13 protein-coding genes are annotated in these 17,230 nt (G+C 39.4%); 7 read left to right on the forward strand and 6 right to left on the reverse strand.

The features are described 5' to 3' along the window. Positions 1–366 precede the first annotated feature (366 nt). The 6 genes from A923_RS0121110 to A923_RS0121135 all read left to right on the forward strand — a co-directional run bounded on the left by A923_RS0121110 (position 367) and on the right by A923_RS0121135 (position 7,595). Entirely contained in the window at positions 367–765 is a 399-nt protein-coding gene (locus A923_RS0121110) for a hypothetical protein (RefSeq protein WP_017223678.1), read from the forward strand. Between the two features lie 61 nt (positions 766–826). Continuing rightward, a complete protein-coding gene (locus A923_RS0121115) occupies positions 827–1,315 on the forward strand; it encodes a hypothetical protein (RefSeq protein WP_017223679.1) in 489 nt (162 codons plus the stop codon). A gap of 54 nt (positions 1,316–1,369) precedes the next feature. After that, positions 1,370–2,770: a TolC family protein gene (locus tag A923_RS0121120; RefSeq protein ID WP_017223680.1), complete on the forward strand. Its 1,401-nt coding sequence runs from the start codon at positions 1,370–1,372 to the stop codon at positions 2,768–2,770. Next, entirely contained in the window at positions 2,757–3,968 is a 1,212-nt protein-coding gene (locus A923_RS0121125) for an efflux RND transporter periplasmic adaptor subunit (RefSeq protein ID WP_017223681.1), read from the forward strand. Before A923_RS0121120 ends, A923_RS0121125 begins: the two co-directional genes overlap by 14 nt. Positions 3,969–3,971: 3 nt before the next feature. Continuing rightward, positions 3,972–7,121: an efflux RND transporter permease subunit gene (locus A923_RS0121130; protein ID WP_017223682.1), complete on the forward strand. Its 3,150-nt coding sequence runs from the start codon at positions 3,972–3,974 to the stop codon at positions 7,119–7,121. Between the two features lie 96 nt (positions 7,122–7,217). Then, positions 7,218–7,595 carry a hypothetical protein gene (locus A923_RS0121135; RefSeq protein WP_017223683.1) on the forward strand — a complete coding sequence of 126 codons (378 nt, stop codon included), beginning with the start codon at positions 7,218–7,220 and terminating at the stop codon, positions 7,593–7,595. A gap of 40 nt (positions 7,596–7,635) precedes the next feature. On the opposite strand, the gene leuA is transcribed toward A923_RS0121135, so the two are convergent. The 6 genes from leuA to A923_RS0121165 all read right to left on the reverse strand — a co-directional run bounded on the left by leuA (position 7,636) and on the right by A923_RS0121165 (position 15,054). Continuing rightward, positions 7,636–9,306, reverse strand: a complete 1,671-nt coding sequence (gene leuA, locus A923_RS0121140) for a 2-isopropylmalate synthase (protein ID WP_017223684.1) — start codon at positions 9,304–9,306, stop codon at positions 7,636–7,638. A gap of 341 nt (positions 9,307–9,647) precedes the next feature. After that, entirely contained in the window at positions 9,648–10,676 is a 1,029-nt protein-coding gene (locus A923_RS0121145; RefSeq protein WP_017223685.1) for a CobW family GTP-binding protein, read from the reverse strand. Positions 10,677–10,952: 276 nt separating this feature from the next. Continuing rightward, the gene (locus A923_RS0121150; RefSeq protein ID WP_017223686.1) at positions 10,953–11,390 is read right to left on the reverse strand and encodes an acyl-CoA thioesterase; all 438 of its coding nucleotides are present in this window, start codon (positions 11,388–11,390) and stop codon (positions 10,953–10,955) included. A 76-nt stretch (positions 11,391–11,466) separates the two neighbouring features. Continuing rightward, positions 11,467–12,111 carry a UPF0149 family protein gene (locus A923_RS0121155; protein ID WP_017223687.1) on the reverse strand — a complete coding sequence of 215 codons (645 nt, stop codon included), beginning with the start codon at positions 12,109–12,111 and terminating at the stop codon, positions 11,467–11,469. Positions 12,112–12,188: 77 nt separating this feature from the next. After that, on the reverse strand, positions 12,189–12,581 hold the full coding sequence (cueR, locus tag A923_RS0121160) for a Cu(I)-responsive transcriptional regulator (RefSeq protein ID WP_017223688.1): 393 nt from the start codon (positions 12,579–12,581) through the stop codon (positions 12,189–12,191). Positions 12,582–12,654: 73 nt separating this feature from the next. Then, on the reverse strand, positions 12,655–15,054 hold the full coding sequence (locus tag A923_RS0121165) for a heavy metal translocating P-type ATPase (protein WP_017223689.1): 2,400 nt from the start codon (positions 15,052–15,054) through the stop codon (positions 12,655–12,657). Between the two features lie 297 nt (positions 15,055–15,351). Between A923_RS0121165 and pgi the strand changes: the two genes are divergently transcribed. Then, positions 15,352–16,989 carry a glucose-6-phosphate isomerase gene (gene pgi / locus A923_RS0121170; RefSeq protein ID WP_017223690.1) on the forward strand — a complete coding sequence of 546 codons (1,638 nt, stop codon included), beginning with the start codon at positions 15,352–15,354 and terminating at the stop codon, positions 16,987–16,989. The last annotated feature ends 241 nt before the right edge of the window (positions 16,990–17,230 follow it).

Genomic DNA, 17,230 nt, shown 5'->3' on the forward strand with positions numbered 1-17,230 from the left:
AGAGCGTTGACCTTGACGTCTTTCGTCGTAGTCAGGCTGCGTATTCTACGCAAACCAAATTCGAAGTCAAGCACCTATTGATGCTTTATTCAGGACGCTTAAAAAGTAACCGAGGTTGTTTTTAAACACCTTACCGAGCGGCTGTTGCCGTGTCAGTGGGATGCATTATAGGGATCTGCATCTACATGGCAAGTGTTTCTTTATGAAACTTAAAACAGCCTTAAATACTGTATATAGAATAATCAAAAAGATTATATCAACGACCACTTTGTTCGATAACTAACATTCAAGCTACCCTCGTAATAGCTATCCCCCACTATATCAATTATTTTAGGGGTTACATTTATAACCCATAGTGAAATTTTCATGTCTTTACCTATCGAATATACCCGAATTAATCTGCTCGCATTAGAGAAAACCAAACGTCAACGACAGCACAAAGCACAGTTTCTGGTTATACGTCATGGTGAAATAAACATTCGCTTAGGTAAAAGTCTCATCACACTTGATCAATCACAATCGATATGGCTACCACATGACTGCTTACATTCAATTGAGTCAACTACAGCAAGTCAAATTGATGTCCTGTTATTTTCGGCTCGTGTAACTGCGTCATTATCGACTACATTATGCCAATATACGACTCCGCCACTATTTCCTGTATTAATTGATGAACTAATCACTATTGATAAAACCACAATCCCTGCTCAACATTTATTTCAAGTATGCTTAGATCAACTGCATAAATTAACAAGCCGCCATTAAGCTATTATTCTTTTATGGGTAAAATTGCGTATAATTAATTTTTCCCTTATTTAAATCAATTATGTTTATTTTCAAATGCGAAGGTTTTAATCAAGAACAAGCAACCATTCAAGTAACCTCATTATTGTGGACAGAATCAGGTGAAGTTACCTTTAACGCAAACGATGATAGCTTTGCTTGCTTATTACTGACCCAATGTAAAAGTGACAGCGGTGGTTTTTTCAATCTACTGGCAGGTTGTAAACCGCAATTCATCGAGCAATGGTTAGAATACTTAGAAGAAAAAAAATTAATAAAAAAAGTGTCACTACAACAAATTGACTATAAAGAAACTGACTATCCAATTAAATTAGCGTTAGATGATGAAAGCGCGAGTACTTTACTCGACATGTTATACAAAGTTGGTAACTTCAATCGTTTACAGATTTCTCGTTATTTAAAAAACAGAAACAACATTACTTATTTATCTACCAAGTATGACAAAACCGATTTACAACGTTATATGCAACTCGGTAAAGCGATTAACTTCATTCTCAAACTAAAAAAATGATAACGCGACACCAGAAAAGTCACTTCACGACGTTAAAATAAGGAACTATTTTTCATGCGGAAGGTAATCGGCTTCATTTTGGCTATTAACTTATCAGGGTGTAGTATCTTCACCCCGCCAGCAGAGATCGTGGCAAATGAGATAATGACGCCAACCCAATGGAGTACGGAACATCTTCACACTGATATCAGTACAACCTGGCAAGGTATCACTGCCTATCCACAGTTGACCGAATATATAAAAGAAGCGCTAGCGAACAACCCCCAACTCACTTCAGAACAATATAATATAGATATAGCGGTCGCCTTAGTGCAACAAACTGATGCTGGACAGTTGCCTAAAATTGATGCTTATCTTGCTAGCGGGCGTCAGGCTAATAATCAAAATACCAGCAGTAGTAATTCCGCTAATATTGATGTCGTATGGGAAATGGATTACCTCGGCAAACTAAATGACCTCGCCAAGGCTGCAACATTAGATGCAAAAAAAGCCGTCCTTAATTATAAACAGCTACAATCAAATACCATTGCCCTCATCAGCCAACAATGGTTTGATCTTATTTTCTATCAACAACAATCTGCATTAATCAATAAACGCCAAAAAAATTTACAGCTAAATTTAGATATTATTGAAAATGGCTACGACCAAGGCGTAAAGCAGTCTCTCGATGTCTACCTTGCCCGTGCCGATTTAGCCAGAGCAAAAGCATCTAAACAAGAAAATGTAGAAGCATTAAAAAATGCGCAGCGGCAATTAGAGTTATCATTAGGCCGTTACCCTGCAGCGAGTATTCATGCAAATGGTAATTTAACTTTTGCTGCAATGCCCGTGCCTTCAGGTTTACCGTCCGAATTAATTCAACGTCGCTTCGACATTCAACAAGTGATGCTAGCACTGACAGCAGAGAATTATCGTGTTGCCCATGCTTATAAAAATAGGTTTCCAAGTTTATCCTTGTCTCTATCTGGCGGTACCAGTAGTCCTGAATTAAGTAATTTACTGCAACCAGACAGTTTAATATGGTCATTATTTGCCAATGCATCTACCTCCATATTTGATGCCGGAACATTAATAGCAAAACAAGCACAACAAACAGCTAAGACACAACAAGCGGCAATATCGGTTACTCAAGTGACGTTGCAAGCCTTTAGTGAAGTTGAAACCGCGCTTGCTGCAGAAGTAACCCTCGCTAATAGAGAGTTACAACAGCAAAATGCGGAATATTATTTTAGTGTCGCAGAGCAACTCGCATTTGAACAATACATTGCCGGATTAACGGATTACATAACGGTACTGGAATCACAGCGCAGTGCCTTTGATGCGCAAACATCATTACTTGCGATAAAAAATACACGTATTAAAAATCGCATCAAATTGTTACTCGCACTGGGCGGTGATATGCCAACTGCGCTTACAGTTATCACCGAAAAGGAGCTATCACGTGTCAACGAATAAGCCACTGACTAAACTTGAAACGATCTTTCGCTACGCTCTGCCAATACTCGTTATCGTGATAACGGGGTTAATAGTACAAATCATCACTTCCACAAGTCCAACATCAGAGAAGAGAAAGCAAGCACCCGATAATCAATTAACCGTGGCCGTGATGACGATAAAACACAGTGATTTTTCGATTTCCGTGAAGACGAACGGCATTATTCAACCCCGTAGCCAAGCAAGTATTGCCAGTCAAGTATCAGGTACTATTACCCACGTTTCATCCGCATTTATTTCTGGCGGTTTTTTTAATGCGGGTGATACGTTACTCTCGGTTGATAATCGCGATTATATCATTGCAGTAAAAATAGCATCTGCGGCATTAATTGAAGCAAAATTAGCGGTGACCGAAGAGCGAGCTAAAAGTAAACAAGCACAACGAGACTGGCAACGCCTTGGTCGCGAGGGACAGCCAAACGAACTGGTACTACGAAAACCACAACTCGCATCTGCAAATGCAGTACTTGCCTCAGTACAAGCACAACTAGAACAAACTCAACTCAATCTGCAACGTACTCAAATTCTAGCGCCTTACGCTGGCCGCGTATTAACTAAAAACGTCGATATTGGCCAGTTTGTTACTGTAGGTACAGCATTAGCCGATATTTATGCAACCGACCAAGTTGAAGTTCGCCTGCCGCTTAATAGCCAACAACAAAACCACATCCAACTACCAGAGCAATTTAAACAAGATAGTCATTCATATTATCCTCCGGTTAATATTAGCGCTCAATTCGGTAATCAACGTTATAACTGGACAGGTAAATTAACTCGAACAGAGGGCGCTTTAGATCCCAAAAGTCGTCAACTTTATACTGTTGCGACCATAGAAAACCCTTACGGTCGTAATAACAGTAATAAACCGGCATTAAAAATAGGTCAGTTTGTTAACGCTGAAATAACAGGTAATCTCCTCAGTAATGTATTTGTATTACCTACAACCAGTGTTTATGAAGGCGATCAAGTTATTATATTTAAAAGCGGTTTACTCAGCCGTAAAGATATCAATGTCATCTGGCGAGATAGCCGCAATACTATCGTCGATGCTGGTATTCAATCGGGCGAGTTATTAGTAACCACACCTTTAAGCTCCGTAGTATCAGGCACTAAAGCCCTGTTAATCACGCCGCCAATTAACACAGGGCAAGGTGACTAATTGATGCATAATTTAATTGCTTGGTTTACGCGTAATCACGTGGCCGCCAATTTACTCATGGTACTCATCCTTGGCGCCGGATTTTTCACCCTAAAATATCGAGTCAATGTCGAAGTATTTCCAGATGTCACTATCGATGTCATTAATATAACCATCGCCTTGCCCGGTGCAACACCTGATGAAGCAGAGGAAAGCTTAGCGATCCCGATTGAAGAAGCGATTCTCGATATAGAGGGCATTGATAAAATAACCTCTCGATCAACTGAAGGCAGTGCAACGATTAGTGTTGAAGTAGATGCTAAATATGATCAATACCGACTAAAAGATGAAATAAAAAATAGGGTTGATGCCTTAAATACCTTACCTTCTAGCGCCGAAAAACCGATTATTAGTCAGCCTACATCCAGTAGAGAAGTCATCAGTGTGATGATTTCCGGCGCATTAGCTGAAAAAGAATTACGCCAACTTGGTGAACAAACTCGAGACCGATTGCTGAGTGAAAATAATATCACCCAAGTCACGCTTGAATCTGTTCGTCCTTATGAAATATCTATCGAAGTATCCGAACAAACCTTACGTCAATATAACCTCACCATGGATGAAATAGCGACAGCGATTAATGCAAATTCAGTAGATCTCAGCGGGGGGAGTATTAAAACTCCGTCGGGTGAGATCCTATTACGCAGCAAAGGCCAAGCTTATGTTGGTAGTGAGTACGCCAACATCATGATCCGCAGTAATCCTGACGGTACCCGCTTGATGCTAAAAGATATTGCCAACATAAAAGATGATTTTGAAGAAACCCCGATCATCACCCGCTTTAATGGTGAACCCGCAGTGATTATTGAGGTGTACCGCGTTGGATCACAAAGTGCGATAACCATCGCCGACACCGTCAAAGCATTTATTCTAGATCAACAAGCCTTAATGCCTGAAGGAGTGAAACTCGACTATTGGCGTGATGACTCAAAGATCGTCAAGTCACGAATTAACACCCTAAGTACCAGTGCAATCCAAGGTGGTATCTTAGTTGCGATAATGCTCACCTTATTTTTACGCCCTGCTATCGCATTTTGGGTAACGGTTGGTATCCCCGTCAGCTTTATGGGGGGTGCGATCTTTATGCCCGAAATGGACATATCCATCAATATCATTTCATTGTTCGCTTTTATTATGGTGTTGGGTATTTTAGTTGACGATGCCATTGTCAGTGGTGAAAATGTATATACCCATCTAAAGCGTGGCGAACCGCCAGAAAGAGCCGCGATAATAGGCACACAAGAAGTATCAAAACCCGTTACGTTTGGTATTTTAACGACCATTGCCGCTTTTATCCCACTGACTTTAATTGAAGGTGCTCGGGGCGATATTTTTGCCCAAATACCTGCCATTGTAATTCCGGTATTATTGTTTTCTTTAATCGAATCAAAACTCATCTTACCTGCCCATTTGAAACACATCCGTATGCACGGCAGTAACCAAAATCACTTTTTACGCTGGCAGGAAGATTTCGCCAATAGTTTTGAGCAAGCCATTATTCGCTATTATAAACCAGCGTTATCTGCCGTATTAGCACGTCGCTATTTATCATTAACCATGGCATTTTCTGTCATGCTAATCGTCTTAACGCTGGTCTCATCAGGTTGGGTACGTTTTATTTTTTTCCCGCGTATTCCTAGTGAAATAGCAAAAGGCGTTATCGTTATGCCGACCGGCACGGATATTACGGTAACAGATAAATACGTACAAAAGATGTTGGACTCAGCCTTATTACTACAGAAAAAATATACCGACACAGCAACAAAGGAAAGTGTCATCAAAGATATCTTTGCCACGGTAGGTTCTAGTGGCGGCAACAGTTCAGGTCAATCACATCGTGGTCGCGTTATCTTCCAAGTTCAAGCAGAGGAAGAACGGGTCATTGATATAAGCGTAGCTGCCCTCGTCAAAGAATGGCGCGGATTAATAGGCTTAGTTCCCGGAGTCCAAAGTTTAACATTTAAAGCGGAAACCGGTCACAGCGGCTCACCTTTAGACATACAGTTAACCGCTCACAGTTATGATTCGTTACGCATCGTTGCTGATAAGATAAAATATAAACTCGCTGATTATCCCTCTGTCTTTGATATTGAAGACAGTATTTCGAAAGGTAAAACCGAATTACAACTCGCGATAAAGCCTGAAGCGGAAGCATTAGGACTCAGTTTATCAAACCTAGCACAGCAGGTAAGACAAGCTTTTTATGGTGAACAAGTACAGCGGATACAAAGGGGTAAAGATGATGTAAAAGTATTTATTCGCTATCCAGAAAATGAACGTCAGTCTATTTATAATTTAAATAACATGATGATCAGAACACCAGCAGGTGACGAGATCCCCTTTCTGGAAGTAGCTGAAGTGATAGTTGGTACCAGTCCATCAACCATTATTCGCATAGATCGACAACGTACACTTAATATCACTGCCGATTTAAACAAAGAAACCGGTAATCTCGGTGTATTAAAACAAGATTTAACCAATTACCTCGATCAAATCATGCTGCAATACCCTAGCGTCAGCTATTCGCTTGAGGGAGAAGCCAAAGAACAAGATGAGTCTTTTTCTAGCTTAAAGCTCGGACTCGTTTTTGTATTATTTACCATTTATGCATTATTGGCGATCCCATTTCGATCTTATACTCAACCATTAATTGTCATGTCAGTAATTCCATTCGGTGCAATCGGCGCCATCTTAGGGCATATCATCATGGGCAGTCCCCTTACCTTAATGAGTGTGCTTGGCATGTTGGCATTAACGGGCGTGGTTGTGAATGATTCCTTAGTATTAGTCGACCATATTAATAAACAGCGCGCTGACGGGGTACCACTTGAAGAGGCGGTAAGAAACTCCGGCGTTGCGCGCTTTAGAGCGGTAATGTTAACGTCGATCACGACATTCGTAGGTTTAATGCCACTGCTATTTGAAACCAGCATTCAGGCTCAATTTCTTATCCCAATGGCAATATCGTTAGGGTTCGGGATCATCTTTGCCACTGTGATAACCCTCTTTATCGTGCCAATTAATTATTTATTATTAGAAGACTTCGGGCGCTTAGTTATATGGCTCAAGCGCCTCTACCGTCGACAGTCAGATGACCTAAGCAGTAAAGTGTGAGTGCAGCTGTCTGAAAACGATAGCCACCAATGTTAATCAAGTGTTAACATTGGTGGCTATCAAGACAATAAAAATGACACAAGGAAGTGGTATTTTATGAATAAGTTATTTGCATTTATCATGCTAAGTACTGGGTTATACGGATGTCAATCGACACAAAACTACAAATACCAACCAACTAAATTAGATAATATAACTATCGTGCGTTATCAAGAAATGGCCGATAATTATCAACATCTAAAGTTTGATCGATACAACTCTACCCTAACGGTAACCTATCAGCTACCGGCAACAAACCTCGTCTGGCAACAAGAAAATATAGAGAAACAAACCCACCGTACATTATGTGAAGAAAAGACCAGTAGCATTTATCGCTTAGCGCATGAGGATAATATAGGTGTGAAGTTTATTTATAAAGGCCAAGGCGGGAAAACCTTAGGCCCTTGGGCTGCAGATATTTGTGAAGCAAGTTAAGATGAGTAATGGGTGTCACTCTCTATGACACCCAAGATGATTATGCAACAGCAAGCCGCTTGATCGTCTCTAATTGATTAACTGCATTTAACAACGCCGTCAATGATGCGGTCAAAATATCATTGTGGATCGCAACACCAATAACGGATTCCGTGGCAGTCTTAATTTGTAAATAAGCAATGGCATCAGCATCCGTACCTTTGCTCAATGCATGCTCACTAAAATTAACCACTTCAAAATCAAGATTAAAATGCTGTTTTAGTGCTTCGATAAAGGCCGTTAATGCACCGAGCCCTTCACCTATGACGCCGACACTGTTATCACCACTTGCTAGTTGTGCTTGTATTTTATCAATAGCGCCATGGCTAACCGTGTAATCAGCTAATTGATATGACGGTTCTGGATGAGTGTAAGTTGATTTAAATAACGCCCATATTTGTGGGACCATTAACTCACTAGCTGTCGATTCCGATTGCTGCTGTACCACAGCAGAAAAATCAATTTGTAGCCAACGCGGTAACTGCACACCATATTCTTGTTCAAGTAAATAGGCGATACCGCCTTTACCCGATTGGCTGTTTACGCGGATTACATGTTTTAACGTACGGTTTAAATCGGTTGGGTCGATAGGTAAATAAGCGACATTCCAAGTACTTTCAGGTGCCCTACGATCTAAACATTTCTTGATGGCATCCTGATGACTGCCTGAAAAAGCGGTATACACTAATTCGCCAACGTAGGGATGACGCGGATGAACCGGTAACTGAGTACACCCAGAAATAGTACTAATAATATTATCAATATCACCAAGCTGAAGTTCAGGATCGATACCTTGACTATAAAGATTCATCGCCATGGTGATAATATCCATATTACCGGTACGCTCACCATTGCCAAGTAAAGTACCTTCGACACGATCAGCGCCAGCCATCACAGCTAATTCAGCAGCAGCCACAGCACAACCGCGATCGTTATGCGTGTGCACACTGACTGTAATAGCCTCTCTATTTTTCACCTGCCCACAAAACCATTCAACTTGATCAGCAAACACATTCGGGGTCGACATCTCGACCGTGGCAGGTAAATTAATGATTACCGGATTTTCTAGCGTTGGTTGCCAAACGGCATTAACCGCATCACAGATATCAACGGCAAAATCCAACTCAGTGCCAGAGAAACTCTCAGGGGAATATTCAAACTGCCATTGCGGACCAGGGTTTGCATCTGCATGCTGCTTCACCCAAGTCGCACCTTGTACTGCAATATCAATAATACCTTGTCGATCTTTTTGAAAAACCAGCTCTCTTTGTACCGTCGAGGTTGAATTATAAACATGGATAATGGCTTTTTTAACACCTTTTAACGCTGCGAACGTTTTTTCGATAAGGCTTTCACGGGCTTGGGTTAATACTTGAATCGTGACATCATCAGGGATCTTATTTTCTTCAATTAACCAGCGAACAAAATCAAAGTCCATTGTCGATGCCGCAGGAAAGCCAACTTCTATTTGCTTAAAACCCATCACTAATAATAACTCGTAATAACGACGCTTTTGCGCAACAGTCATTGGATCAACAAGCGCTTGATTGCCATCACGTAGATCTACGCTACACCACTGTGGCGCTTGGGTAATAGAGTTATTTGGCCATTGTCGATTAGGCATTGTTAGGATAGGAAAAGCTTGGTACTTACGGTGGTTAAATGTTGTCATATTAAGATCCTTTTACGTATTTACAGTCACATCATCAATGATGAATTAGCGGTTATCGTCCGTGGTAAAATAAGCAACTAAGCACCACACTCAAGTCTTAGTTGCTGTACCCAAGTCGCATACGTAATAAATATTTAATTTGTTTATCTGCCATCATCTACACCAAGTATTTAATTACCCAAGTTATACTTAAAGTATACGTAAAAAGAAGCAGTCAATGATTGTTTTGTTTGTACCAATCTCCTAGTACGCGGCAATGTATAGCTAACATATATAACAATTAAGCTATATTTAACTCATTTTAGTTTTAAAGATGAAATTTAAAATTCAGACTCTATTATTTATTTTGGCATAAGAGATTCACATAATGCCTTTTCTAGCTGTTGCCAAGGTAACGCGGTCATACTAATAATTTCGATTTTACTCATCTCTAGTTCACTTATCGGCATAAAGTCACACTCACCATTAACACTGTTTATCGCAAAACAGCCTTGTTCGGTCTTAATCGCAGCTTTCAAGCGTATTACTTCTAAAGGCTCTAACAGCGTAGCAAGTGCCATTAAATTAAATGTCTGTTGCTGATTAAAGACCCAGCCATAACTAAATAAGTCTTGTCCTTCGCCATGATTACGTTCAAAACGCGGGTCCATAAACAACTCTAAGGGCTCTTTTTTATGCTGATGAGTATGACTGTGTTTTAAATGTGCCGATAGATGTTGAGATCGGCGTTGCGCATCAAGTGGTAATGTAAGGGTATCCGCTGAAAAGTCACCATGATGAGTCCATAACACGGATTGTTTAGCAGGGAGCAGTTGACTACTAAAATCCATGAAACGCGCTTTGTCTTCGCTATTTAATTGCTCTGTTTTATTCGCAACAAGTACGTCAGCCAGACTAATTTGATCTTGAAAGTGATTATTTTCAAAATATTTAGCATCATTAAGGTGTGCAGGATCAACTAAGCATATCGTCGCATTAAGCGCTAACACATCACAATAAAATTCACCGGATAAGTCTTTAATCACTTGCTGTAAATGCCCTAGACCGGTAGGCTCAATTAAAATACGATCTGGCTTAGCTTTACTGATTAACATATTCAACCCCATTTTCATGGGTAATCCTGCGACACAACACAGACAACCACCAGGTACTTCTTTGACAATAATACGTTGTGCTTGATCGGTTAAGGTAGCAGAGAACGCGGACAATAAAGTACCATCAATACCAATTTGACCAAATTCATTGACTAAGATCCCCCATGTTTCATCTGCAGGTTTCTGCTTAAGTAACTGCTGAATAGCGGTAGTTTTACCCACCCCAAGAAAACCAGTAATAATATTGGTGGGGATTTTATCTACTTGTTTCGACATAATTATCCTATTTGTAACGGACGTTAAATAGTGAAATATCTCGCATAACAACAGTGTGTATTTTGCGATTTTAATTTACAGAAGGAATAATAGCATTGAAGGTCTAGGAATATATCATTGAGCGAGGTTATTTTATTTGTAATAAGTGGGCTGAACCCTTACTTAATACAGATTAGACTTAACCATAAATGGATAACAGCGGCAACAGGTCTATCGTATAATAAATACATGACCGTTGCTGCAGTATTAAAAAAGCAACCGTTTCCTAATTAGATATTAAGATTCATCCATGATAGGCGTCGGTTTTCTATTTTCATCGACAGCCACAAGACTGAACATACCAGAAATAGCTTTGGTGCGACCTCCTTCACTCATCGATTCAACAAATATGTCCACTTTAACCCGAATTGATGTACGTCCAACTTTATCGATAGTGCCAACCAATTCAACGATAGAACCAGCCGGTATCGGGTGAGAAAAATCAATCCGATCCGAAGACACTGTCACTAAGGGTTTATGACAAAAGCGAGTTGCGGCAATAAAAGCCGTTTCATCCATCCAAGATAATGCTTGCCCACCAAACAGAGTATCATGGTGATTGACTGTAGATGGGAACACCGCTTTACATACTCTAGTTTCAGCACGTTTTAACTTTTCTTCGATAGATATAGACATATATTCACCATTGTTAGCTTTAAAGATCTGAACTATCATCCAGATCTCCAAACAAAAGGCAAAGAAATTATAACAAACCAAATATTTCATCGCTAAATGAGAGCGTAGCGATTAATTAATCATCAAGTTCGCTATCTTCCCAGCCTTCATCATCATAATTACCACTTGCCAATGCAGCTTGCTCAATCACTTGAGCGTAAGCAACAATAAAATCTGGCATCATATCTAAAACGGTCTGAGTAAATGCTTCCCACTCAGTTTGTTGCAAGTCTGCAACTTGCTGAGCCGTACCAGCACAAGAAAAGTAACTTAAACACAGGTATGCCATCTGTAATGCGTGGCTAATTTCGCTATCATCTTCCAGTGAATTAACTAAGCTTTCATAATAAAAAGCCGCACCAATCGCAAAGCCAATTGACCAATCATTAAATACTGCGCCCGATTTAAAATTATCCGTAAAGTTTGCACACTCAATACATTCCGCAGGCAATCTAGCGCCAGAGTCATAAACTTGCTCACTGATCTCATTGTAAACAGAGATGATCGCGAAAAGTTTATCGTCAGAAATATTACTTGGCGCAGCACCACCAAAGATCATATCCATCCAATCTTCAGTTTCCACAGGGGCTGGTGCAGCAACTAAACCGAAGAAAAAACCTTTCATCGCAATAAGTGATAACGTTTCTTTCGGTGTTTCTTCACCAGATAACCAATCTGATAATAATATTTCGTCTTCACGTGATAATGCCGAGTCAGTCATATAAAACCTTTTATTTCACAAATATTTTGTCGTGTTATTTAGCGCTTAGTTTACTGTAAAGTCAGCAACAGTGATATTTATTCAACTGAAAGCTGATCTAAAATAGCGCACTGTGAGGAATTATCCCCCTTACAAGCAGAGGCTAATGATAATAGCGTACTGTGCATACCTTGTAGTATTGCAATGCGTGATTCAATATCCGCTATTTTTTCTAATGTCAGCGCTTTTACCTGAGCAGCCGTACGCTCTTCGCTGTTATAGAGATGAACTAACTCTTTACATTCTTCAAGATTAAATCCGGCGTCACGCGCTCGTTTAACAAAACTCAATTCATCAATAATACGTTGGTTATAATAGCGATAACCATTATCTCCGCGAACCGGTTCTGAGGTTAAAGCAATACTTTCATAATAACGGATCGTTTTTGTCGATAAACCAACTTGTTTCGCTACTGCACTAATATTTTTCATGATTTGACCTACAACGTTATGATTACAAGGCTCTCTGCCGATGTCCTCGAAAACACGACAAATACTTACGATGTTAAAACTTAGGTTTCCAGCGCTTAATCAACAGCGAATTAGATAATACAGCAATACTACTAAACGCCATGGCGGCACCAGCTAATTCGGGGCTTAAATAACCCATCGCAGCCAATGGCAGTCCAATAACATTAAAAATAAACGCCCAAAATAAATTCTGTTGGATCTTACGCCACGTTAATTTCGAGACGTCCATTGCTGCAGATACTAAACGAGGATCATTTCTTAATAAGGTAATATTAGCCGTTTCCATCGCCACATCAGAACCAGATCCCATTGCGATACTGATATCTGCCTGCGCCAATGCGGGCGCATCATTAATACCGTCACCAACCATAGCAACAACACTGCCAAGCTTCTGTCTATCTTGAATATAACTCGACTTATGCTCAGGTTTGACATGTGCGTAATATTGATCGACTTGTAATACTTGCGCGATGGCTTCTACCGCGTTCTCATTATCACCACTGACTATCGTGGTATTAATATTAGCTTGTTTTAATAATTCAATGGCAGCGCGACTTTCAGTACGTAGGGTATCTGCAATGATAAATAAGCCTACGAGGCGACCATTTATTGCTACCCACATTTGTGAACCGACATCTTCACGAGACTTAGCAAGTAAGGAATCACCATGTTGAGTATCAATATTCTCAGCAAGCATTAACTCTTTATTACCAATCAAAATATTTTCGTCAGCTATATTCCCTTTAATACCATAACCAATAATAGTTTCAACTTGCGAAGCGGTTAATAATTTAAATTGTTTGTCTTTAGCATAACTGATGATCGACTTTGCAAGAGGATGTTCACTAAACTCTTGAACCGCAGCGGCGCTGCGAATTAAAGTATCGTTATCATAATCAAAACTATGGACAGCGATAACCTGAGGTTTTCCTTGTGTTAATGTACCCGTTTTATCTAACATTACATCAGTAATTTTATGTGCCTTCTGAAGCGTATCAATATCTTTAATTAAAATACCTTGTCGCGCGGCAGCACCCGTCCCCGTCACTAATGCCGCAGGAGTAGCGAGACCTAACGCACAAGGACAAGCAATAACCAATACAGCAACAGCTGCAATAAGGCCACGTTCAAAATCATCAAAGCCTAAATACCAGACAAAAAATGTTAACGTGGCAATAGCTAAGACGACAGGAACAAAAATATTACTTATTTTATCAACGAGTTGCTGAAAAGGCGCTTTGCCCATTTGTGCAGTTTCAACCAGGGAGATAATTTTATTTAAACTCGAATCCTTACCAACCGCATTCACCTGTAGCAGTAAAACGCCAGTACCATTAATAGAACCACCGATAAGCGTGTCCCCAATATTCTTTACAACGGGCAAACTCTCTCCTGTGATCATGGATTCATCTAATTCACTTTTACCCTCAATAATAATACCATCAACCGGTACTTTCTCACCCGCAAGTACGCGAACTTCATCACCGATAACAACTTCTTCGATTGCTAGCTTTAACCATTCTCCACCACGTTTGACATGGGCAACTTCAGGCCTCAACATCATCAATTCGTAGATAGCCGAAGATGTACTTTGTTTGGCATTTTCTTCTAAATATTTACCCAATGATATTAAGGTTATTACGACAGCACTGGCTTCAAAATACACTTCACCTTGTGCAGCTTCACCGAGCGTTAAAAATAAATACAAACTATAGAAATAAGCAGCACTGGTCCCTGTCGCGACAAGTACATCCATATTAGCCGCCCGATTCTTTAATGAATGATATGCACCTAAATAATATCGGCGACCAATAATAAACTGAACGGGCGTTGCTAATAATAATTGCAGCCATACCGGAATCATAAGGTTAATATCATCAATAAACATAGTTAACATCCCTGCAAGTAAGGGCAATGTTAATAATGCAGAAATGATCACAAGTAATAGCTGCTGCTTATTTTTTATTTTTAATTCGACACCTCGCGCTAAGAGACTTTCCGTTTGTGATACAACACTACCTTGATTAACTGTCGGTTGGTAACCAAGGCTAATGATCATATTCATAATATCTGCAGGGATAATGCCTCCAGAAAAATAGGTTAAAGTTATTTTCTCACTCGCGAAGTTTGCCTCTACCGTTAATATATCTTTATCCATTAATAGTTTAGATACAGTTTTAGCCGCGCAGTTAGCGCAAGACCAACCACTAATAGAAAGTGATAATGTTTCGCTGCTGTAAGTATAATTCTTATCATCTAAAACAGCTTTTACTGCATGACTTGTCGTGATATCGGCTATATTTATTTGAGCGGTATTAAGTGCAAAATTAACCTTTGCTTGAATACCATTCTCAGCATTCAAAGCAGACTCTAATTTGGTTGCGCAACCGGCACATGACATGCCTTCAATACCGATTGAAAGTGTTTTAGACATAACGAAAAAACCTTATTAATGATAATATGCATAAAATATAACCTTTACCCTAAGTGTAAGGTCAAGCTTCATATTATGCTATTTATCGTTAAATATTTTGTAACAAGGTGTAACATGCAGTAAAAACGCGATAAGCCTAACATTAACGATATTTTTTTTATGAATAATAGCCACTATGTAATAAAATTACTTACATAGTTAAGCTACATCAGATTAAGTCAGCTTTAAATCGCTTTACCAGCTCGATATGTAGATTAATTACCACATTCCATTTAGTTAAAAGTGAAAAATAAAATCATGAATCCAACAAAAACGAATGCTTGGCATGCTTTAACAGCACATTATTCAGATATGCAGAAAAGCAATATAAGCAATTTATTTGCTAATGACGCCAACAGATTTGAGCAGTTTTCTAAGCAATTTAATAATGATATTTTATGTGATTATTCTAAAAATATTATTACGCAGTGCACATTAAAAAAACTAACAGCACTTGCTCATGAGGTTAATTTACCTGCAGCAATTAAAGCGATGGTTTCAGGTGAGCAAATCAACCAAACTGAAAAAAGATCCGTATTACACACAGCGCTTAGAAATCGCGGTAATACGCCAGTAATCGTTGATGGTAAAGATGTAATGCCCGAAGTTAATGCCGTGCTAGCGCAAATGAAAGCCTTCTGTCATGACATCATAAGTGGTAATTGGAAAGGTTATAGCGGTGAAGCAATTACCGATATTGTAAACATCGGTATTGGTGGTTCTGACTTAGGTCCTTACATGGTGACCGAAGCATTACGACCATACAAAAATCATTTAAATATGCATTTTGTTTCTAATGTCGACGGTACACACATCGCCGAAACACTAAAAGACTTAAACCCAGAAACAACGCTCTTCCTTATTGCATCAAAGACCTTCACAACACAAGAAACAATGACCAATGCACACAGTGCAAGATCGTGGTTCTTAGCAAGTGCTAAAAATGAAGAGTATGTTGCATCTCACTTTGCGGCTCTATCAACAAACGCTGCTTCTGTTCAAGCCTTCGGTATTGATACTAAGAACATGTTTGAATTTTGGGATTGGGTTGGCGGTCGCTATTCACTGTGGTCAGCAATTGGTTTATCTATCGCATTGAGTATTGGCTTCGACAATTTCGAAGAGTTACTTAGCGGTGCACACGAAATGGATAAGCACTTTGTTGAATCACCATTAGAAGATAATATCCCTGTAATTTTGGCATTAATTGGCGTTTGGTATAACAATTTCTTTGGTGCTGAAAGCGAAGCAATTTTACCTTACGATCAATATATGCATCGTTTTGCGGCTTATTTCCAACAAGGTAATATGGAATCAAATGGTAAGAGTGTTGATCGTGATGGTAACGCTGTAGATTATCAAACGGGTCCTATTATATGGGGTGAGCCAGGCACAAACGGCCAACATGCTTTTTACCAATTAATACACCAAGGTACTAAACTTATCCCTTGTGATTTTATTGCGCCAGCTCAATCACATAATAAGATCTCAGATCATCACGCAAAACTAATGTCTAACTTCTTTGCTCAAACAGAAGCTCTCGCATTTGGTAAATCAAAACAAACGGTAATTGATGAACTGACTAACTCTGGTATGTCGGAAACTGACATTGCCGCATTAGCTGAATTTAAAACCTTTACAGGTAACAATCCAACGAATTCTATCTTATTCAAGCAACTGACGCCTAAAACTCTTGGTTCATTGTTAGCTATGTATGAACATAAAATTTTCACTCAGGGGATTATCTGGAATATCTTTAGCTTTGATCAATGGGGTGTAGAATTAGGTAAACAGTTAGCAAATCAAATTCTACCTGAATTAAATGATGAGCAATCAGTTGATAGCCATGACAGCTCGACTAATGGTTTAATTAATACCTTCAAGGCTTGGCGTTAAGCTCAGAGTTACTCTATTCACTTAAATTGATAATGTAATCTATTTAAGCTTACGCTAAATACCAAAAAACCAGCCATAGGCTGGTTTTTTATTGGCTGTCACGTCGGTCAAGCGAGCGTTAATCACGCCTTAACGCTCTATTTTTAATGATAACTGTCATTTAGCATGTCGTAATCACTCAGTTTTCTAAATTTTAGACACAAAAAAGCCGATATCATGACGATATCGGCTAATTCTAATT

Source organism: Moritella dasanensis ArB 0140 (assembly GCF_000276805.1).
GTDB classification, from domain to species: Bacteria; Pseudomonadota; Gammaproteobacteria; order Enterobacterales; family Moritellaceae; genus Moritella; species Moritella dasanensis.